This window comes from Acinetobacter sp. ANC 4648 (assembly GCF_002135345.1).
Taxonomy (GTDB): Bacteria; Pseudomonadota; Gammaproteobacteria; order Pseudomonadales; family Moraxellaceae; genus Acinetobacter.
Window position 1 is genome coordinate 449988 of the sequence record NZ_NEGI01000001.1, and the last position, 21372, is coordinate 471359.

A 21372-nucleotide genomic window follows, 5' to 3' on the forward strand; every position below is an offset into this window, starting at 1 on the left:
CTACTCGAACTTACAAATCTTGAATTAAACCAACCACGCGTTGTGTTGCATCGGGTTGAGCTTGTTGACGAGCTTTCACCGCCATTTCCATGAGTAATTGGCGGTTCATCAACGGCGTTAATAAATCCTTTAACGAATCTGGTGTCATCGTGGCTTGCGCACAAATTTTCGCAGCACCAATATTTTCTAAAAATTTTGCATTGGCCGTTTGATGGTCATCTACCGCACTCGGTAACGGTATAAACACCGCGGCCACGCCTGCAGTTGCGACTTCAGTCACAGTCAAAGCACCTGCCCGACAAATAATTAAATCGGCATCAGCATAGGCCTGTGCCATATCTTCAATAAAGGGTTGTACTACAACCTCTAAATTTTTAGGGGCATCTGCATAGAATGCCTGAGTCGATTCTTGTTTATTCTGACCACATTGATGAAACACTTTCAATGGCACAGTAAACTGTTTTAAAGCTTGTGGCACACATTCATTTAATGCTTGCGCCCCCAATGAACCACCAACAATGAGTATATGAATCGGTTCATGATGATTCTTTCGCTCTTGATAACGCCAAGATGGATTATAAATTGAAGTAATTTCAGTACGAACTGGGTTACCTGTCGTCACGACTTTATCACTTTCAGGAAAAGTATGGGGAAAAGCCTGACAGACCGTTTTGGCAATACGAGACAATTGTGTATTGGTAAAACCAGCAACTGCATTTTGTTCATGAACCAGTACTGGAATGCCCAATAGACGTGCTGCTAAACCACCCGGACCTGCAACATATCCCCCAAAACCAGCAACAGCATCTATTTCGAGCTGTTTCATATAGCGCATTGCGCTCAAAGTCGCTTTCAATATTTTAAACGGTGCCACCAATTTACGTAGCATGCCATTGCCACGTACGCCCTGAATATCAATTTGATAAATGGGAATATCATGTTGTTGTAATAATCGATTTTCCATACCCGTAGGCGTCGCCAACCAAGATACTTGGCAACCCTGTTGCTGTAACTCTTTAGCAACAGCAAGTGCAGGAAATACATGTCCGCCTGTACCAGCGGCCATCATCATGACATTTTTGGGTGTGCTTTGTTGAGGTTCAGTCACGGTCTAATTCTTCAATTCAAAATAAGAGGAGAAAAGTAAATTTTAAAAAACCAATTGTAATCACAAACGCGTATAGGAAAAAGTTTATTTACTTTTTTTCACCCAGCATTTCATTGTTTTTTTCTACTGAAATGAAAGTTTAAACTAGTTTTATTATTAATCCATGAAAAAAGAAGAAAATTAATACAATTCTCTGAATATTCCATTCATTATTGTCCATTCAAAGATATATCTGCAGATGCATACAGCGGAGAGGTCATTTGCAAAACCATTCAAAAAACTCGGACATAAATTAGATAAAATTTATCTTATTATGCAAAAAATATATAATATTATTCAATTTATCGACTACATAAATCCAACTATTCTCTCTATACTCAAAAATACCAACTTGTTTTCATGGATGAAACTATATTGTGACATCACCTGCGACTCGACATGATCTCTGGATTATTTTAGCGGGTTATTTAGCTGCTATGCATGTTGGAAAATTGGCCCCGATTATTCCAATTTTACAGAAACAACTGAATATTTCTCTGACACAAGCTGGTTTGGCTTTATCACTGGTTCAAGCTGCAGGAATGCTATTTGCCTTGAGTTTTGGAGTCTTGTCAGAAAAATTAGGCTTAAAAAAATGCTTTATTGCAGGGCTGGTTATTTTAGGCTGTGCCAGCATCAGTGGTGTTCTAGTCAATAATATTTATAGCTTATTCTTATTCCGCTTTTTTGAAGGAATCGGTTTTTTACTGATTACCCTCACAGCACCAGCCATTTTAAAACGTATTTGTGATCCTACAACCCTAAACATGAAAATGGGGTTTTGGGGCTCTTATATGGGCTTAGGGGTCGGCATTGCCATGCTCAGCATTCCACTTTTACTACAGTATTTTTCATGGCAAATGATTTGGCTCATATTAGGACTGCTCTGTTTTGTCTTAGCTCTCATCATCAGTCAACGACTTTCACTTCCAATAACTCACCATTCCACATTACCTGTACAAACATCGACGACACATTCATTTCAACATTTACTTAAAATTACTATTACCCATCCCCCCATTGTTTGTCTCGCTGTAATTTTTGCCTGCTATACCAGTCAATGGTTGACGGTCATCGGTTTTTTACCCAGTATTTATCTGAGTCATCAGATTGAACTCAGAAGTGCAGGAACACTGACCGCTTTTGTCTCTATTGCCAATATCATTGGAACACTGGCTGCTGGCATACTTTTACATCACCGATTCCAACCTAAAACTTTAATGCGATATGGTTTTGGCACCATGTTACTAATGAGCTGGCTCACATTCTGTTTACCAAGCCATTTAACGTTTGGTTGGCAATATTTAAGCATTGCTTTATTTTCTGCGATTGGCGGATTTATTCCAGCCACGGTATTTGCTATTAGTTTGCACTATGCGCCACAACATAATGCTATTGCGGCAAGTGTCGGACTGATTTTACAAGTTTCTGCACTCGCTCAGTTTTTACTGCCACCTTTCAGTGCTTTATTGGTCTCGTATACACACAATTGGAGCAATATTGGCTGGATCACCACAGTACTTTCCACTTTAGGATTAACTGTAGTTTGGCAACTTTTTAAAAAGCATCCTTATCCACGGGCATAAAAAAGAGTCGCATTCGACTCTTTTTTATGCGTCACCAACATCTTATGCAGATGGACGACCTTGCTCTAGTACGTTAAATAAATCATCAGCAATTGAGGTACCAAAGTGTGCATCAATTTCACGAATACAGGTTGGACTAGTGACATTAATTTCAGTGACATAATTTCCAATCACATCTACCCCAACAAAAACTAAACCTTTCGCTCTTAAAATAGGGCCAACTTTAGCTGCAATCGCTTTATCATTTTCAGTTAAAGGTCGAGCTTCCCCTAGACCACCGGCTGCCAGATTGCCACGTACTTCACCATTCTGTGGAATCCGCGCCAAGCAATAAGGGACGGGCTCACCGTTGATCATTAAAATACGTTTATCCCCATCTACAATTTCGGGAATATAACGCTGTGCCATAATCGGTTGAGTCCCGTTATTGGTCAGCATTTCAATCGTCGATCCAATATTAATGCCGTCCTGATATAAACGAAAAATGCCTGTACCGCCCATACCATCAAGTGGTTTTACAATCACATCTACCTGTTCTTTCAAAAATTCACGAATCAAACTTTGCTGTGAAGTCACTAAAGTCGGGACTTGTAATTCAGGAAATTGAGTAGCAAAGAGTTTTTCATTACAGTCACGTAAGCTTTGCGGATTGTTAATGATCCACGCCCCTTCTCTTTCTGCTTGTTCTAAAATATAGGTGGCATAGACAAAGTTCATATCAAATGGTGGATCTTTACGCATCAATACCACATCATAATCTGCCATGGATTCTTTTTTTTGCTCACCCAATTCGTAATAATGATTATAGTCTTCAAACACTTTTAATGGTGAAATGAGACCAAAAGCTTTACCTTGATCAATATATAAATTTTGCTGTAATGCATAACCGAGTTCATGTCCACGACGTGATGCCGCCCATAACATTGCCATCGTAGAATCTTTTTTAAGGTTTACATTTTCGATCGGATCCATCACAACAAGTACGCGCATATCTTTTACTCTGATATTTTTAAATTGAGAAAAGTATAGCGGAGATTAGCAAAATGTGTTTTCACATTCTTGCTAAAGCTTTATCTATAATTGTGCAGATGACTCAGGAGTAGTGTATGCAGCAAGCGATTATCGGTTTTCATTTAGATGATGAACAACATTGGGTTGCTGATCTCGCTTGTGGCCATACCCAGCATGTTCGGCATACTCCACCTTGGCAAAATCGTCCGTGGGTCATGACAGAAGCAGGACGGCAACAGAAATTAGGGATGATGCTGGAATGTCAAAAATGTGAGATAAATACCCGCATTGACTCAAATTAAGCTGATGGTTCTTTTCACAGTTAAATAAAGAGTTTTCGCACAAACTCATCCTACTATTAATTTGAATCACTTTATCCATTACAAAATAGAGAAAATTTATGGCGGGGATATAAAATTACACGGATTTTTCCTCGAGATTGAAATCTAAAAATTTTTGCTAAAATTCATGTCTAAACTAAATATATTTTATTTATTATTCTAAAGCTTAGGACGTTACTTACGCCCTAAGCCAATCTACTGTTTTAATCTAACAGCTTAAATTCCATATTTCAGGCGGTAGTCTTCCATTTTCGCTAAAGCATCTTTCTCACCTTTCGAGGCTAAGAAATCCATTAAATCTTTCATGGTAATTAAAGCATGTACTGGAATTTCCAACTCTTGTTGTACTTCCTGAATTGCAGACAATGTTCCTTGACCTCTTTCTTCACGATCTAAAGCAACCAATACACCCGCAATTGATGCACCTGCATTTTTAAGGATAGTTACCACTTCACGAATCGCAGTTCCTGCGGTAATCACATCATCAATAATCCAAACTTTTTTACCGTGTACAGATGCGCCCACGAGCACGCCACCTTCACCATGATCTTTAGCTTCTTTACGATTAAAGCCCCAAGGTATACTCATACCATGCACTTGTGATAATGCCACAGCCGTAGCTGCCACAAATGGGATACCTTTATAGGCTGGCCCAAAAATCACTTCAACGTTATTACACTGTGTTAATTTATCTGCATAACCCTGTGCTAACAGCGATAATGCTTCACCATCATTGAGTAACCCAGCATTAAAAAAATAAGGACTCACACGGCCTGATTTTAAAGTAAACTCACCAAATTTAAGCACACCACGTGATAATGCGAGTTCGATAAAAGCTTGTGGGTCAAATTGAGCTGGCGTTGACATGAGGTGCTCCAAAAATTCATACATTGAGGTTATGACTGCGCATGATACCAAAGAGTAGCTATCCAAGTGATCAAAAAATTTTAAGAGTCGTTTCAATTAACGTCAATGGACTACGTTCTTCTGTCACCAAAGGCTTACTGGAGTGGTTAGAAAAGTCCGAGGCAGATGTGGTATGCATGCAAGAGAGTCGTATCACGCATGCTCAATGGACCGAAAAATTCAAACCAGAAGGTTGGCATACCCACCTTTTCCCTGCTGAAAAACCAGGCTATGCCGGCACTGCCATTTATAGCCGCCTCCCCTTCGTATCAGTCAAAGATGGCTTAGGTTTTGAATTGGCAGATAGTCAAGGTCGTTTCATTTCAGCTGAATTTGATTTGGGCTTAGATCAAACTGTGCATATTTGCTCACTGTATTTACCTTCAGGTTCATCAGGTGATGAAGCCCAAGCACGTAAAGACCATTTTTTAGAACAATATCAACAAATATTGAAACAATGGCGCGATGAAAATAAATCGGTCATTGTCTGTGGTGATTACAATATCGTACATAAACGCATCGATATTAAAAACTGGTCGGGCAACCAAAAATCTTCTGGCTGCTTACCGCATGAGCGTGCATGGCTCGATCATATTTATGATGATTTAGGTTATGTGGATACTTTCCGTGAAGTACGTAAAGAAGCGGAACTTTACTCTTGGTGGTCTAATCGAGGCCAAGCTCGTGCCAAGAATGTCGGTTGGCGAATTGATTACCACGCTTGTTCACCCGATTGGAAAGACCGCACTATCAATGCTTGGGTCTATAAAGAAGAATGGTTTAGCGACCATGCTCCAGTCATTATTGATTATCAAATTTAACTGATACGAATTAATTTGAGTGAACAATTGTTCTCTCGATGTAGGTAAATTTCGTACAATACTTGTCGTGCTAGCGCATTTTTATTCAACATCAATAAGTGCATTATTGCTGCACGGCACAGGGACATGGTCAGGATGACCAAAAAAGGATAGGACGCCGTAGGATGGATAGAAAATAAATACGTTAAGTAGTTATTTTCCAAGGATGAGACAATGGACGTTATATTGAGACCCGCATGATCAGGATGATTAAATGCGGGTTTTCTCTTTTATAAGATTTAATCCCACAATAAATATTTAATTTGAAAATTATTTTTCTGTTTGAGCATTTTAAGTAAGTTAACTTCATCTCTACTTGTGAATTTAATTATTACCCTGTTTCTTTGCATTTTAATGACATTAATCATCGCTGAATATTTTATTTACTAAAAATTGCACTTTATCGATTCCTTTTGTTACTCTGCTGAATCTGTATAAACAAAGCGATTGAGACTGAATCATGTTAAAAATTTATGGTATTAAAAATTGTAATTCTATGAAAAAAGCATTTGATTTACTCAATGAACTTGAATTGCCATATGAATTTCATGACTATAAAAAACAAGGTATTGATGCAGATACTGTAAAAAATTGGCTGAATCAGCTAGGTGCAGAGCTGGTTCTAAATAAAAAAGGCACCACCTGGAAAAAATTAACTGAACAAGAGCAACAGCGTGCATTATCCAGTGAAGAGGAACTCATCCACGCACTCACCACATATACCAGTTTAATCAAACGTCCTATGATTGATTTCGGACAAGGCTTTTTAGTCGGATTTAATGAAGATAATATTCGTGCCTTAAAATAAGCACGCACAACAAACCCACTCAAAAATTATCTCTTAAAAATAAAAAGCCTGAATAAATTCAGGCTTTTTATTTTATTTCTGAACTGAATTAATTGGCACGAATCCAAGTCTGGTTACGACCTAAAACTGAAACCCCAATATAACCACGCATCGTTAACTTATTACCCGACAACTCACCTTTTAATTTATAGGTTTTGCCATTTTTAGGGTCTAAAATGGTACCGCCATCATAACTTTTACCCCCAGTATTTTTTAAACCTTGAACAATGGTCACGCCTTTTAAAGGTTTATTATGATATGGACCTTCACACTTATCACAAGAACCTTCTTCACCAGGTGTTAAAATACTTTGAATAGTTGCAGACAAAGTTCCATTTTTTTGTTCTGTAAATTTCACCAATGCTTTCGGTTGGTTTGTTTTGTCATCAATGGTTTTCCACACGGTACCATTCAAGGGATCAGCAGCATTTGCAAATACAGCTGTTGCAAGTAATCCTAATGCAAGTACAATTTTTTTCATTTTTTTCATTTCCCTAGTCAAGTTTGACTTCTACAGTATTCAAAAATCAAAACAAATTTGCAATTTTTCAATGTGACTATTTAGTGTAACCTTAGTAACAAATTTTGGTAAACCCATTAAAAACAAGACTAAATTCAGACTATATGGAATATGCATGAAGATTAACCCTGCGCTAAAACAATATATAACCGAAACTGTACTTAAAACCAGCTTTAAAATACCAAGTCGCTTTAATTTACCTCCAACCAGCTTACGTTTTGCTCTAGAGCAACTGACCAAAGTCTTTCCACAACGTAAAGATGTTCAGATTCGATCTTTAAGAATCGCTGGTATTCATGCTGAAGAAATTAAGCCGCAAGCGAAAACCACGCAAATGATCTTGCATATTCATGGTGGAGCATTTTTTGTGGGTTCTTTAAAAACCCATCGTGCATTTTTATCTGAAATCGCGGCACGTACGCAAATGCAAGTTTTACATATTGATTATCCATTGGCACCAGAAAATTGCTACCCTGAAGCCAGTGATGCGATTTATGACATCTATCAACAACTTCTTGATCAAGGTATTCAACCGAAGGATATTATTGTTTCAGGAGATTCATGCGGTGCAAACTTAGCACTCGCTTTGGCACTTCGCCTTAAAGATGAAGATCGAACTCAATTGCCAAGTGCGCTGATTTTAATGTCACCTTTTTTAGATTTGACCTTAACCAGTGAGTCTTTACGTTACAATGCCAAACACGATGCTTTACTTTCAATTGAAGCACTGGAAACAGGGATTGATTTTTATGTTCCTAAACATCTCGATAAAGCATTACCACAATTATCTCCAATCTTTGGTGACCTTAAAGGATTACCACCGACACTGGTACAAATAGGTTCAAAAGAAATCCTTTTGGATGATGCGACGCGTTTCGAAGAATATGCACGAGCAGCTGGCGTTGAGGTAACTTACAAACTCTATACAGGGATGTGGCATAATTTTCAAATGTTTAGTCCATGGTTTGATGAGGCCAAACGTTCATTAGCCGATCTTGCTGAATTTGCACATAAAATTGATCAAGACTAAATCAAAGTCGGTCAACTGACCTGTTGATCGACTTATTGAGAATTAAAATAATATAAGCGATTTACCTCAATTTTCTTTCAATAATTCAAACTAAGTGCAAAATAAATCACATTTTTATTGATAAAATGCTAATAATATCGTTAAATTAATACTAACTAAAGTTTGGTCAAGATCATAAAAATTGCTATGTTTAGATAAGCCTACAAAAAAACTAAAAATATTTTAAAAATTAGGGTGGTAACTTATTATGAGAAATACAATCTATTCAGAAAGACATCGTTGTCTACATAGTTTTTTAAGAAATGTTATTAAAAATAAATTTGTAAATCCGTGGATCAGTAAATATCAAAATATAAATCCCATTGCAATTGACCCACTCACAGGCATATACAACCAATTTGGCATTAACTCTTATCTCAAAGAACTCCATCCACAGGTGGGTGTCGACTATGCAATTATTTTATTAAATGTCGATAATTTTAAAAAAATTCAACAAGAGTTTGGATTGCAACATGCAGATACTGCTTTAATAAGTATCACAACTATTCTGTCTAATCATTTACGTGATACCGATCTTATTGGTCGTTATGGCGAACATGAATTTATTATTATCTTAAGCAATACTAATTTAGAAAAAGCCAAGCATGTAACTCAACGCTTAGCAAATTTAATTCAAAGCAAAGCCATTAAAATACAAACCAGATCGGTACTCTTACAGGCCAGCTGTGGTATTTCTATTTCAGCACCAGAAACCTTGAGTAATCAAGTATTAGAACAAGCAGATCAAGCTTTATTAATTGCTAAATCTCATGGATTTAACCAAATTCGAGATCGAAATGCTGTTCTTTAAATAACAAACTTAATTTTGACCTTAAAAATTGTATATTCAGTTACTCAGTGCTTTTGATCAAAGTAAGTTATAAACTTTTAACTCGATCCTCACCTCTATAAAAGCAGCAAAAAAATAACAATAATAAATCGAATAAAATGATCAGGATTAAGTACATGAGATGCCATGACGTTGAATATTTTTCAAGTTAATACATCAAATTTTATGTACAACAATACTATGATGAATTGGAGTCATGTATAAATATGCCTTTGTTCTAATGTTCGTAAATACTCAAAACAATGAGATATATCATAAAAGTTGGATATTTAATGCAGTAATCAATATACGCTTGATTTAGCTGTGAATTTTATTATTGTAATACAACACCCCAAATCCAACTGAATACATCACGTAGATCAAACCCAGTCTTATTCAAAACAATAAGATGCTAACCAAATTTAAGTTTCAGAATCCTCTTAAACTAAATGAACATTAATATTCTTACGGTACGGCTCTTCACATTCGACGAAGCAATGTTCTCGTTTCGCCTCTTGTACCCATTGCTGTCTAGCCGTATTGCTCAACATCGTTTGAATATAACGCTGACTTTCTTCTTTTAATGGAATGGCGTAGCCAATAAAGCACATCACAATAGGTGCATAAAATGTATTAGCAATACTGAAATACTCACCACACAGAAATCCATTTCTATCTGGACGACTACGCCAGATCTCTTCAATTCTCTGCACATCACGTTGCAGCTGTACATTTTCCTGCCAAATTTTTTCTCCGACTTCTGCCAACTCAGCCTCAATGTTCATTGGACACATACTGCGTAATGTCATAAATCCACTATGCATTTCTGCAGTAATCGAACGTGCTCTCACACGTAACGTGACTTGTTATGGCCACAGTTGTTTTTCAGGATGCAATTCTGCAAGGTATTCACAAATGGCTAATGAATCCCAAACGATGAAATCATGATGCCTGAGTACTGGTACTTTTCCTGTTGGATTAATCGAAAAAATCTTTTGTTTAAATGCACCATCTAGCTGAAAATCATCAAATGGAATTAAACGTTCTTGAAATGCTATATTAAAGTTTTTGAATACTAACCAAGCACGCATCGACCAAGATGAATAATTTTTATTACCGATAAATAAATCCATGTTGATCTACTCCATGATTTAAGGCGTAATAAAATATCCTACTAAAATTAGCATCGAATTCGATAAAAAAAAAGCAACTCTTGCAGTTGCTTTTTTTTACTATGAAGTCAAAGTATTATTTCTTAAAATAAGAATGCAACACCCAATCCAGCATGATAACTACGATCATCACCATTCAAATCGATACCAATGCTCGCATCCAATTGTGCACGATCACTTAAAGCATAGATTAAGCCAGAACCTAGACCATATTCATAATCTTGACTTTCCGCTTTACGATAAACAAATTCCGAGAATCCTGATAATTTACCTGCAATTTTATAACCAAGCATAGGAACAGCAGTGATAGACCAATGCCCATCTTGCACCGCATAATTCATAGTAATTCCAGTATTCAGTAAATCATTGTATTGATAGGCCAATGATGAACCGATGCTATAAATATCATCTTCTGCAGAAAAATTCTCATTTCCCGTCGCAATTAAAGCACGCGCTAAGATCGCCATAGACAATTTATCATCATCTAAATCGATGGCATGTTTAAGTCCAATACTGACATCACCTAAGCCTGAATCATGGTTTTTTTCGCCTTTGTACTTCGTTTCTGTCCAACCCGCGCCTTGAAAACCCAATTGTAATTCGGTATTAGATGTTAATCCGGTACGAAACAACATATCCGTAGTCAAGGTCACCGTTTTCGCTTGAGCACCATCAATTTTTGTTTCCGTATAGTTCGCACTCGGAAGACCTTGCTCCCATGCCAGATGCCCTACTGGCGTGATTCCAGTTCCAAATCCAGTTCCAGGACGATCAAAGGAGAAATCGGCTGCCATGCTGGCCATACTTATTGTTGAAGCCAGTACTAAAGTAATTTTATTTAAGATTGTCATATATTTGCTCTGAATTAGGCTAATTCTTTCGACATTTTTGCGCCACGACTACGCAACAACTCTAAAGTTTCTTTCTCTTCAGGTAAAGCCTGTGACCAATCTATTTGATCAAAATCACAATCAAAAAATAAATCGCTAATAGACGTCAGAATGGTTTGTCCTTCTTCATCTTTACTATTCAATTCTACATTAATATCGAGTAAACGATGAACGGCTGGCACACATGCTGCACTCGCAGAATCCCATAAAGGTCCATAACATTCTTCAGCATCCCACAAATGAAAATTTGCTTTGGCTTGAATTAAAGCATCTAAAATATCTAAATGAACTTGTAATGTTTGCTGTTTTTGCTCTGTGCTTAATTGTTGCCCAGCTTCATAGGCTTCACAAATATTTTCCCACCATTTAAATAGACCATCCGACCAAACAGAGACGGCAGGCCCTTTTTCTGGATCAATAAAATTCGGATCAAGACCATCAGCTAACAGACGCTGAACTTGGTTCAGGTCTAAATCTTCTAAAGCCTGTAAAAACACTTGTTGTTGAGCATTTAACATGCCGATCTCTCACTTATATTAGTGTGATGATTATGCCGAATATTTAGCAGAATGTTTCGAGAAATTTTAATGGCTTAACATTTTATTTAAATCATGCCCATTTTTGTTATTTTCTGACAAAGCTCTTGCTCACAAAAAAGCCCCGAAGGGCTTTTTTTTAAATTTCCTCATCTATGATTTCGAGATGAGCAGCACGCGGACTCTCTTTTTTCTCTAATACATGTTCTAAGCTACGTTTCACTCGCTCAATCGCACCATGTAACGCCAAATCAATATTCTTTGCTTTATAGGTTCCTACCACAGGTTTTAAGCCTGCAGCTTTCGCTTCAACCATACAACGGATATCATCATCTCCGCCTTTCGGGCCATTTTCATCACTTAGATGAACAGAAAATTGGGTAATACGTTCACTATGACGTTGAAATTCTTGGTTCAGCTCTTCGCGTACATAGGTAATCAAGCGTTCGCTATTTTGAATGTTTTTATCAGTACGGATTTCAATGTTCATAAAATATCATCCTCTTTCTTCATTTGAATCTTTTATACAAAATAAATGGTCTATATTCTATTTTGCACACGCCTTAAGCTTACTGTTTATCACAGTTCTTCATCTTCAATTAATTGGAATGACTTCCTCCATAATTGAACGGATGAACACTTTTTATCTGCAGATTCGTGTTCTTATGTATTCAATATCAGGCCTTATTGAAAAATAAGCAAGTAGATTTTGAAAAAATTAATGAAAAGAATATGAAAATTGACAACTTATTACAAAGTAAAATAACGTACTGTTTTATATGTATTTTTAATAATTTTTTTCTGTTCAAAAAACAACCTTATTCTAAGATTTTAATCTAGCTACTCCATACTCCTAAAATTATTAAATTTCAATTTTAAATATTAAAATCTAAACCCTCTAGTTTCGAATACTTTTAAAAATTACATATTTTTTTTCTTTGATGCTATTTCAGCTTTATTTTTGCTTAATAATCTGTATCCTTTAAGCGCTTTCTTGGGGGAGAAATTTTTTAATGAAACTTACACACATTACTGCACTGTGCCTGCTCGCTTCAACTGCAACTTTGACGCAGGCAGCACCTGTTTGGCAAGACTTCAGTGTTACTGGTCTATATGGTGAAAACTATGAGTTAACACCAGACAAAAAACAGTCTACTGTAACTTTTGAATATGCAGCAAAGCTTAAATATGGTGATTTTTTTGCTTTTGCAGACCGCACTAACAGCAGTGGTCAATCAGATACTTATTTTGAAGTATCACCGCGTTTAAGCTTAGGCGCAGTTTCAGGTCAAAAACTTGAATTAGGGCCAATTAAAGATGTGTTAATCGCAACCACTTGGGAAGGTGGTAAAGATATGAACAACTATCTATATGGGGTAGGTGTAGATTTAGCGATTCCTTATTTCCAATATGCTCAATTAAACTTGTATCGTGCGAATAATGATATTCAAGCAGATGACTATCAATTGACATTTACCTATGGCATTCCATTTAAGCTTGCAGCTGAAGAATTTCTAGTTGATGGTTTCCTCGATTGGTCTACTGCTGAAAATGATAAAGTTGCTCATTCAAGTGAATTGAACTGGACCACACAATGGAAGTGGAATGTAGGCCCACACATTTCTCCAGCAACACGCTTATATCTTGGTGTTGAATACTCGGTATGGCATAACAAATATGGCGTTCCAGATAAAAATGAAAATAACGTTAGCGCATTAGTGAAATATCACTTCTAATTGCCACTGTGATTTTTATTTAAAGGCAAGACTTCGGTCTTGCTTTTTTATTGCTGTCATTCGCTAAAGTTTTTAAAATAGGTGGACAATTTTTCACTCGGCATTTTTATGGACTTTTTAATTCGTCCCGCTCAAATAGAAGATTTACCGCATATTCTCAAAATTTATAATGCCGAAATTATCAATGGAACCGCAACGTGGAATCATCATCCTAAAACTTTAGCAGATCTAAAAATTTGGTTTGAAGACTTAATCACTCAGCAATTCCCACTGTATGTTGCAGAAGAAAAATATTCCCATAATATTGCAGGATTTGCCGATTATTCTGCCTTTCGTTCAATTCATGGCTTTAAACAAACCATTGAACATTCTGTATTTATTCATCCCAATTTTACACGCCAAGGTTTAGGCAAGACTTTAATGCTTAAGCTGATTGAACATGCCAAACAGCAGAATATGCATGTTATGGTGGCTGCGATTGATCATGATAATACTGGCTCAATTGTATTGCATGAAAAACTAGGCTTTAAACAAACAGGCTACATGCCTCAAGTCGGTCAAAAATTTGGACAATGGCGAGATCTTGTCTTATTACAACTGATATTGGATTAATATTAAAAAAATTATAAATATAGGTGCTAAAAAGCCCCTTTCGGGGCTTGTATTTTATACGGCCAAATCTGCCAAATTACCTTTTTGTTCTAACCAATGCTTACGATCGCCAGAACGTTTTTTTGCTAACAATTTATCCAATAAACCTGCAGTAAAATGAGCATCATCCAAATCTAGTTGAACTAAGCGACGCGTATTCGGATCCATTGTGGTTTCACGCAACTGACTCGCATTCATTTCACCCAAACCTTTAAATCGCATAATCTGTGGATTCTTAGACTTGGCTTTCTTTAAGATAATCTCTAACTCATCATCATCTAGAGCATAATGAACGTCTTTCGCATCATCTACACGATATAACGGTGGCATTGCTACAAATAAATGCCCTTCTTCCACTAAGGCATGAAAATGCTTCACAAATAAAGCACACAGCAAAGTCGCGATGTGTAAACCATCTGAATCTGCATCTGCAAGAATACAGATTTTGCCATAACGTAATTCGGAAAGATCATCACTACCTGGATCTACACCGATGGCAATTGCAATATCATGTACTTCCTGAGAAGCGAGAACTTCATCTGAAGATACTTCCCAAGTATTCAAAATTTTTCCACGAATTGGCATAATCGCTTGGAAGTTTTTATCCCGTGCTTGCTTAGCCGAACCACCAGCAGAATCCCCTTCTACGATAAACAATTCAGACTCTTCTAGTGTATGGCCAACACAATCGGCCAATTTTCCTGGAAGCGCAGGGCCCGAAACAATCTTTTTACGTTCAACTTTTTTCGCGGCTTTTAAACGGCGACCCGCTTTGGCAATTGCCAATTCAGCCAGCTGCATTGCGACTTCAGAGTTTTGATTAAGCCATAAAGCAAAAGCATCTTTGGCAATATTTAAAACAATATTGGATGCTTCACGACTGGAAAGACGCTCTTTGGTCTGTCCCGAAAATTGTGGTTCTTGGAATTTTAAAGACAGAATATAATTCACGCCATCCCAAACATCTTCCGCAGACAATTTCATATTACGGGGCAGTAGATTACGGAGCTCACAAAACTCACGCAAGGCATCGGTTACACCGGAGCGTAAGCCATTTACATGCGTACCACCTTGTGCGGTAGGAATTAAATTCACGTAACTCTCTTGAATTTGCTCACCGCCTTCAGCATTCCAACAAATTGCAAATTCAGCACTCGCACGCTCCACTTCACCTGTTGCAACAAAAGCAGGCTCAGGGATAATTTCACGCTCTTGTAGCTCATCCATCAAATAGTCAACTAGACCATTTTCAAACTGCCACTCTATTTTTTCATTATTAATTTCGTCAATATAAATAATTTGTAGCCCTGCAGCTAAAACTGCTTTGGCTTTTAAATTATGTTTTAGTGCTTTTAAGGCAAATTTAGGTGAATCAAAATATTTATCTTCTGGCCAAAAATGAACCCTAGTTCCTGTGGCACGTTTCGCCACTTTACCTTCTAAAACTTCAAGCGCTGAAACGGGCTCACCTCGTTCAAACGCCATTTTATATAAATTACCTTGACGCTGTACTTCCACTTCTACCCGTGTCGACAATGCATTAACAACAGAAATTCCGACCCCATGTAAACCACCTGAAAATTGGTAGTTATCGGTACTAAATTTACCGCCAGCATGCAGCTTGGTCATGATAATTTCAATGCCACTCTGACCATACTCAGGATGAATATCAACCGGCATCCCACGACCATTATCTTCGACCGATAAAGAGCCATCTTTATAGACGATCACAGTAATTTTATTGGCATGTCCTGCAAGTGCCTCATCGACCGCATTATCAATAACCTCTTGCGCCAAATGGTTTGGACGAGTGGTATCGGTATACATGCCTGGACGACGACGTACAGGATCTAGGCCAGATAAAACTTCAAGTGATTGGGCCGTATATTGAGACACGTTGTAGGTTTTCCTTTTATTTTAGGGAATACGATAAAAATTCCAAAAGCATCGGTATTTTATCTGCAAAATTTTCCATGGCATGGTTGCCATGCATCTCGATCATGATTAAGGATGTATGCGCGGCAGCACTATAATACCGTTGTGCTTCACGATAATCTAAAACTTCATCACCTTGTTGTAACAGAACCAATATTTTGTCTGCATCCTGTACAAATGGCACAGCAATTCGTTCTAAGTGATCAAGTTGTGCATCATCTAAAGTCCAGTGCTCATTTACTTTATACGGAATTTGCTCAACTCCAAATAAATCTCGGAACAATTGCCATGGTCGCATAGCAGGATTAATCAGTACAGCAGGTACACCATATTTCGCGACCAATTGTGTCGCGTAAAAACCACCTAAACTACTCCCAACCAAAACAACATCATCGAATTGTTCAATTAAACTGGAAATAGCATCAAATACCTGTTGAGGCGGCATATTTAAATCGGGCAAATGTACTTTGTACGCTGGATATTGCTGACAATAATGGTTTAATTGCTGTCCTTTAATAGATAAAGCGCTACTTTGAAAACCATGTAAATAGATAATATTCATATCAACTTATTTGAAATTTAACTCAATTTGTTTTATTTTTACGTGATATATATCACAAAATTATACGATTGTTAGGTAATAACCTTTTGTTTGTCAGACAAAATTTTAACATTTGAAGATAATCATCGGTATCTTAAAACTGTTCAGGATGAACAATATTCGATGATTAAATAGGATTTATACATTGATCTGTAGCAAAAATAAAGTCTCCGATATGGATCAATTAGAATTAGGATAACCCACACATGCCGAGTTTAACACCACTACACGAAACCTATTGTAAATGGGATCGCTCCCCACTTAGTCAAGCTGATGTACTGGAAGGTTTAGCTCAACTGGTCAGCACTCGCTTAAGTGGCGTTGTTCAAGATTTTATTCAAGCGATTCAACGCGAAATGCTCTTGAGTGTATTTGGTTTAAGTAAACAAAAAGCCCAAAAATTTCAAATGCAGCCTTATGTCGAAAAGGCTTATCAATTGGGATATAGCACTTTACAGCACTACGGTAACTACTTACTTGCACCCAGTTTACGTAAAATTATTGAACGTTTCCCCAATTTACATGACAAAGCACTAACAGCGAATATGCATTTTCTAATCAGTGCGCTCAATGGTGTTTTAGGGGATTATCTGCTTAGCACTCAGAATCCTCTTGCACTTTCGAGCCTTTTGTATGACCGGTATGGCATGGTTCAGCAAGGTGATTTAGACGGACGTATTGTAATTTTTGTGCATGGTTTATGTATGAATCACTTAGATTGGTCCAACCGTGGTAATGGAGGTATCGGTGAGAAACTGTTAGCGCAGCGTGATAACAACACAATGTTGTATCTCAATTACAATACTGGACGGCGTATTTCTGCCAATGGTCGCAGTCTCTCTAACTTACTTGAAGACTTAGTCAAACGTAATCCACGCATCACCAGTATTGATTTAATTGGACATAGCATGGGTGGCCTTGTTTCACGAAGCGCTTTATTTTATGGCAAACAAAATATGCACCAGTGGTTCCATATGGTGGAAAATTTAGTCTGTATTGGTTCACCTCATCATGGTGCAGTGCTGGAACGTTTTGGTTTTGCCTTACAAGAAAAAACCGGACATTTCCCACTTGTTAAAATGATCAGTCACATCGTAAATATTCGTAGTAATGGTATTTTAGATTTACGCTATGGCAGTGTTCGTGATGATGATTGGGAGCATAATAATGCACGAATTGGCTTAGTCGATGATAATCGTAAACCAGCACCATTGCCTTCACACATCAATAGCTTTTTAGTTGCGGGTACACTCGAGCTTGCCAATAAAAAGAATAAGACTTTAAAAATTATTGGCGACTATTTGGTTAGTGTCAAAAGTGCTTTAGGTGAGCATCCCAATCCACGCTATCAACTCAAACTACCTGAATCCCATAAAGCTGTTTTTTATGGCTTAAATCACTTAGAAATTCAATATCATCCGAGTGTGGCAGAACAAATTGCAAAATGGTTTTACCCAAATCATGATGATTTGGCAGAAAAACAAATTCGTAAATATCTAATTCAATTGGAAAATATGCAAGGCATTGTACAGACCTGATTATATATTTTTAAACCAATTGAGTTTTCAAGTTGGCTTTTCTATGCGGTCATTTGGATTTATGCTTCGACTATAAGTCGAAGACTTTCTATGGGATGCATAATTTCATGGTATGTATGCACTACACATAACCTGCGCGGATTAATCTTTGTACCTATTTCTAGAGTAGAGATATCATCGCTGAGCAAATGAATATTGAGAGTGTCATCCCTATCCATTAAATATTTTTCATCGGGTTATTTTTAATTAGGGCGAGAATACTACAATAAAAAATAGCCAGTTTAAACTGGCTATTTTAAAAGTATTAAGTAGGATATTTACGGAATAATTGCCATAAGCTAATCAAGGTTAAAACACTAAAGAATGCCAAAGACCAAACTGGTAAGGATTGTCCTAAAAATGTCCAATCTACCATGGCACATTCGCCTGAGCCTGTTAATACTTCTTTAAATACAGATTTCATTGGTAAAGTTTCTACCCAATAATCTAGTCCTGGTCCACAGCTTGGCACTTGATCTGGTGGCAAATTTTGTAGCCATACATGACGAGCCGCAACGCCTGCTGACCAAGCAATCGCAACTAAACCTAAAAATGCATAAACACGTTTAAATCCAGTACTAATCGGATTATGTAAACATGCAATTAAGGAAATAAGCCCTAAACCGATTAAACCAATACGTTGAAATACACAAAGTGGACATGGCTCTAAACCCTGAGCATGTTCCAAATACAAGGCAAATGCCATACCGACGACACTTGCTAAAAATAAAATACCACTCACGAAGCGATAATTACGCCATTGCATGGATTTTCCTCTTAATTTTTTATCAGATTGGTTTATCTAAATTTAGCAAGATAGTCATTAAAACTGATACTTGTATCTTGCTCAAGCTGCTGTTGCTGTTGCAGGGATGACTGCGTAAGTGCTTCAAAATACGCTAAAGTTTCAGAGCTTAATACATGCTGTTGGTAACTTTCAAGATGTTGATTTGCCATAAAGCTACCGAAGCTCCATGTCCCACCTTGTTCAAGGGTATCTTCAATTACTTGAGCAGATAACGTTTCAGCAACGTCATCAATACGGCGCTGCATTACCAATATAGCCTGTGTATACAAATCAGTTGCATACGTTTGATTCAGTAACTCGGCTAAAGGTTGCATTGCATTAATGTGCGACTGTAGCCAATCTTCAAGTGAGTACTCCTGACCTGCTTCCATAATCTTGGCATTCGGTGCACGACCACGATTGACCACCTCAGCTTGGTTTTTTTCAATGATTTCTTGTTCATCATCAAACAGATCAGGGCTATCTTTCAATAGACAATATAAGGCTAAAACCTCGAGGAAGCCGGCGCTATCTTCATTGATTCCAATTGCACTATACGGATTCACATCTACCGCACGCAATTCAACATAGCCAATTCCACGATCAGCTAAAGCTTCAGAAGGGGTTTCACCTGCTTGGGGAACTTGTTTCGGACGTACTAAACTATAATATTCATTTTCAATTTGCAGGACGTGATCATTAATTTGAATTGGTTCACCTTGCGCATTATTTAGACCCAAATGACTAAATTGCTCATAAGGCGTATGGACTGCTTTTTGTAGCTCTTCCACATAAGCTTTTAAATTATTGTAATGGATGCCTAATTGTTTCTGTGCAGAATTTTGATAACCAAACTGCCCCATTCTTAAGGCTGTCGCATAAGGAAGATACAAAGTACCTTTCACTAAAGGCAATAATTGATGTTCACGCCCAGTCATAAAACATTTGCACACCGATGGACTCGCACCAATCAGAAATGTCACCAAAGGCGTTAACCGAATAAAATTACGTACTAAACCCAAATACCGATGGCTACGGTAATCCTGCAAATTTAATGCCTTTAAGACAGTATCGGTTTCATGTTGTTGTAATGCTTCAAATACAGTGTCAGGAAATGAAATATTATAATGTACACCCGAAATCGTCTGCATACGACGACCATAGCGAATTCCCAAGCCATGACGATATAAGGTTTTAAATTTTCCAATATTAGATGTGCCATATTGTGCTAACCGAATATTTTCCTCTTGCTCATCCAACATACATGGCATCGACAATGGCCAAAGTTTTTCGCCATTTTCTAAATAACGATGCACAACTGCATGAATATCTGCTAAATAATTTAATGCTTCTGGAATACTTTCTTTCGGCGGAGTAATAAACTCCATCAAGGCTTCAGAATAATCTGTGGTGATATGTGGATGGGTTAGAGCTGAACCCAAAGTTTTAGGATGATCTGCTTGAGATAAGAAACCATTACTTTGCATACGTAAACTTTCACGCTCAATGCCACGTAACATTCCAGTGAACAATGCTGAATCGACCCAAGTCGGTAAAACAGATGGAAAAATCGCTTCGGGTTGATTCATACTTACTCGCTTATCTTAAAGAATTTTTTAAAATAAAATTATTGGATTACATCAGTATAACGTGAATTATTGCTGCTACAGCATGCCCGATTCGATTTTGGACGAACTATTCATTCTATTTTGGCAAATTTTTATCACAAAGTTGCGCTATATAACATCATAAATTTGTGATTTTATAGAACAATAATCGCTAAAGAATTGTAAATATAATGAATTATCAAGCAGTCATCGATTTTTGGTTCAACTCAAACACTCAAACTTATTGGTTCGCTAAAAGTGATGAGTTCGACCAAGAATTACGCAATCATTTTACAGAGGTCCTTGAACAAGCACGTCAAGCTGAACTTTGGACATGGCGGAAAACGGCTGAAGGGCGTTTAGCTGAAATTATTGTACTAGATCAATTTTCACGAAATTTATTTCGTAATTCCCCTGCATCATTTACACATGATCCTTTGGCACTTGCACTGGCACAAGAAAGTATTAGTTTAGGGCTAGACCAACAGCTAGCTCCTGAACAACGTGCATTTTTATATATGCCTTTTATGCACAGTGAATCCAAACTAATGCATGAACATGCACTACAACTTTTTGAAAATTTAGGTAATCCCATTAATTTAGATTTTGAAAAACAACATAAAAGTATTATTGATCGTTTTGGGCGCTATCCACATCGCAATGCAATTTTAGGGCGTCAATCTACACCTGAAGAATTAGAGTTTTTAAAACAACCAAATAGCCATTTTTAATGCTCGGAGTGGCCTTACAAAAACCAGCTTGAA

At 37.2% G+C, this 21372-nt stretch carries 21 protein-coding genes and 1 pseudogene; 10 read left to right on the forward strand and 12 right to left on the reverse strand.

Going from position 1 to position 21372, the window contains the following annotated elements; genetic code table 11:
• Positions 1 to 10: 10 nt before the first annotated feature.
• Positions 11 to 1108 (reverse strand): undecaprenyldiphospho-muramoylpentapeptide beta-N-acetylglucosaminyltransferase, encoded by a 1098-nt coding sequence (gene murG / locus B9T27_RS02080; RefSeq protein WP_086205195.1) that lies wholly within the window; start codon positions 1106 to 1108, stop codon positions 11 to 13.
• Positions 1109 to 1584: 476 nt separating this feature from the next.
• Between murG and B9T27_RS02085 the strand changes: the two genes are divergently transcribed.
• Complete coding sequence (locus B9T27_RS02085; RefSeq protein WP_416224380.1) at positions 1585 to 2733, forward strand: CynX/NimT family MFS transporter; 1149 nt, start codon at positions 1585 to 1587, stop codon at positions 2731 to 2733.
• A 42-nt stretch (positions 2734 to 2775) separates the two neighbouring features.
• Here B9T27_RS02085 and gshB read toward each other — a convergent pair whose 3' ends face one another.
• Positions 2776 to 3723, reverse strand: coding sequence for a glutathione synthase (gshB, locus tag B9T27_RS02090; RefSeq protein ID WP_086205197.1), 948 nt, complete (start codon positions 3721 to 3723; stop codon positions 2776 to 2778).
• 116 nt (positions 3724 to 3839) lie between these two features.
• On the opposite strand from gshB, the gene B9T27_RS02095 reads away from it, so the two are divergent.
• Positions 3840 to 4046 (forward strand): DUF3565 domain-containing protein, encoded by a 207-nt coding sequence (locus B9T27_RS02095; protein ID WP_086205198.1) that lies wholly within the window; start codon positions 3840 to 3842, stop codon positions 4044 to 4046.
• 255 nt (positions 4047 to 4301) lie between these two features.
• On the opposite strand, the gene pyrE is transcribed toward B9T27_RS02095, so the two are convergent.
• The gene (gene pyrE / locus B9T27_RS02100; RefSeq protein WP_086205199.1) at positions 4302 to 4952 is read right to left on the reverse strand and encodes an orotate phosphoribosyltransferase; all 651 of its coding nucleotides are present in this window, start codon (positions 4950 to 4952) and stop codon (positions 4302 to 4304) included.
• Between the two features lie 41 nt (positions 4953 to 4993).
• Between pyrE and B9T27_RS02105 the strand changes: the two genes are divergently transcribed.
• Positions 4994 to 5812, forward strand: a complete 819-nt coding sequence (locus B9T27_RS02105; protein WP_086205200.1) for an exodeoxyribonuclease III — start codon at positions 4994 to 4996, stop codon at positions 5810 to 5812.
• A gap of 499 nt (positions 5813 to 6311) precedes the next feature.
• A complete protein-coding gene (locus tag B9T27_RS02110) occupies positions 6312 to 6659 on the forward strand; it encodes a Spx/MgsR family RNA polymerase-binding regulatory protein (RefSeq protein ID WP_086205201.1) in 348 nt (115 codons plus the stop codon).
• Between the two features lie 88 nt (positions 6660 to 6747).
• Here the strand turns inward: B9T27_RS02110 and B9T27_RS02115 are convergent, their stop codons facing one another.
• Complete coding sequence (locus B9T27_RS02115) at positions 6748 to 7179, reverse strand: DUF2147 domain-containing protein (protein WP_086205410.1); 432 nt, start codon at positions 7177 to 7179, stop codon at positions 6748 to 6750.
• A gap of 154 nt (positions 7180 to 7333) precedes the next feature.
• Here B9T27_RS02115 and B9T27_RS02120 point away from each other — a divergent pair, with 154 nt between their 5' ends.
• Positions 7334 to 8248, forward strand: coding sequence for an alpha/beta hydrolase (locus B9T27_RS02120; protein WP_086205202.1), 915 nt, complete (start codon positions 7334 to 7336; stop codon positions 8246 to 8248).
• Positions 8249 to 8495: 247 nt separating this feature from the next.
• Positions 8496 to 9098, forward strand: coding sequence for a diguanylate cyclase domain-containing protein (locus B9T27_RS02125; RefSeq protein WP_086205203.1), 603 nt, complete (start codon positions 8496 to 8498; stop codon positions 9096 to 9098).
• Between the two features lie 458 nt (positions 9099 to 9556).
• On the opposite strand, the pseudogene B9T27_RS02130 reads toward B9T27_RS02125, so the two are convergent.
• The 4 genes and pseudogenes from B9T27_RS02130 to B9T27_RS02145 form a co-directional block, all read right to left on the reverse strand.
• Positions 9557 to 10249: pseudogene (locus B9T27_RS02130) on the reverse strand (glutathione S-transferase family protein).
• 122 nt (positions 10250 to 10371) lie between these two features.
• Complete coding sequence (locus B9T27_RS02135; protein ID WP_086205204.1) at positions 10372 to 11139, reverse strand: transporter; 768 nt, start codon at positions 11137 to 11139, stop codon at positions 10372 to 10374.
• Between the two features lie 14 nt (positions 11140 to 11153).
• Positions 11154 to 11696: a hypothetical protein gene (locus tag B9T27_RS02140; RefSeq protein WP_086205205.1), complete on the reverse strand. Its 543-nt coding sequence runs from the start codon at positions 11694 to 11696 to the stop codon at positions 11154 to 11156.
• 157 nt (positions 11697 to 11853) lie between these two features.
• Positions 11854 to 12204, reverse strand: a complete 351-nt coding sequence (locus B9T27_RS02145) for an HPF/RaiA family ribosome-associated protein (RefSeq protein WP_086205206.1) — start codon at positions 12202 to 12204, stop codon at positions 11854 to 11856.
• Between the two features lie 523 nt (positions 12205 to 12727).
• Here B9T27_RS02145 and B9T27_RS02150 point away from each other — a divergent pair.
• On the forward strand, positions 12728 to 13450 hold the full coding sequence (locus B9T27_RS02150; RefSeq protein WP_086205207.1) for an outer membrane protein OmpK: 723 nt from the start codon (positions 12728 to 12730) through the stop codon (positions 13448 to 13450).
• 108 nt (positions 13451 to 13558) lie between these two features.
• Positions 13559 to 14062, forward strand: a complete 504-nt coding sequence (locus B9T27_RS02155) for a GNAT family N-acetyltransferase (protein WP_086205208.1) — start codon at positions 13559 to 13561, stop codon at positions 14060 to 14062.
• 54 nt (positions 14063 to 14116) lie between these two features.
• On the opposite strand, the gene parE is transcribed toward B9T27_RS02155, so the two are convergent.
• Both parE and B9T27_RS02165 read right to left on the reverse strand, forming a co-directional pair.
• Positions 14117 to 15997 (reverse strand): DNA topoisomerase IV subunit B, encoded by a 1881-nt coding sequence (parE, locus tag B9T27_RS02160; RefSeq protein WP_086205209.1) that lies wholly within the window; start codon positions 15995 to 15997, stop codon positions 14117 to 14119.
• A gap of 16 nt (positions 15998 to 16013) precedes the next feature.
• Positions 16014 to 16598 carry a YqiA/YcfP family alpha/beta fold hydrolase gene (locus tag B9T27_RS02165; protein WP_086205210.1) on the reverse strand — a complete coding sequence of 195 codons (585 nt, stop codon included), beginning with the start codon at positions 16596 to 16598 and terminating at the stop codon, positions 16014 to 16016.
• Positions 16599 to 16843: 245 nt separating this feature from the next.
• Here B9T27_RS02165 and B9T27_RS02170 point away from each other — a divergent pair, with 245 nt between their 5' ends.
• Positions 16844 to 18175 (forward strand): alpha/beta hydrolase, encoded by a 1332-nt coding sequence (locus B9T27_RS02170; RefSeq protein ID WP_086205211.1) that lies wholly within the window; start codon positions 16844 to 16846, stop codon positions 18173 to 18175.
• A gap of 304 nt (positions 18176 to 18479) precedes the next feature.
• On the opposite strand, the gene B9T27_RS02175 is transcribed toward B9T27_RS02170, so the two are convergent.
• Together B9T27_RS02175 and gshA are read right to left on the reverse strand one after the other, a co-directional pair.
• Positions 18480 to 18980: a disulfide bond formation protein B gene (locus B9T27_RS02175; protein ID WP_086205212.1), complete on the reverse strand. Its 501-nt coding sequence runs from the start codon at positions 18978 to 18980 to the stop codon at positions 18480 to 18482.
• A 32-nt stretch (positions 18981 to 19012) separates the two neighbouring features.
• Entirely contained in the window at positions 19013 to 20590 is a 1578-nt protein-coding gene (gene gshA / locus B9T27_RS02180) for a glutamate--cysteine ligase (RefSeq protein ID WP_086205213.1), read from the reverse strand.
• 209 nt (positions 20591 to 20799) lie between these two features.
• Between gshA and B9T27_RS02185 the strand changes: the two genes are divergently transcribed.
• Positions 20800 to 21339 carry a DUF924 family protein gene (locus B9T27_RS02185; protein ID WP_086205214.1) on the forward strand — a complete coding sequence of 180 codons (540 nt, stop codon included), beginning with the start codon at positions 20800 to 20802 and terminating at the stop codon, positions 21337 to 21339.
• The last annotated feature ends 33 nt before the right edge of the window (positions 21340 to 21372 follow it).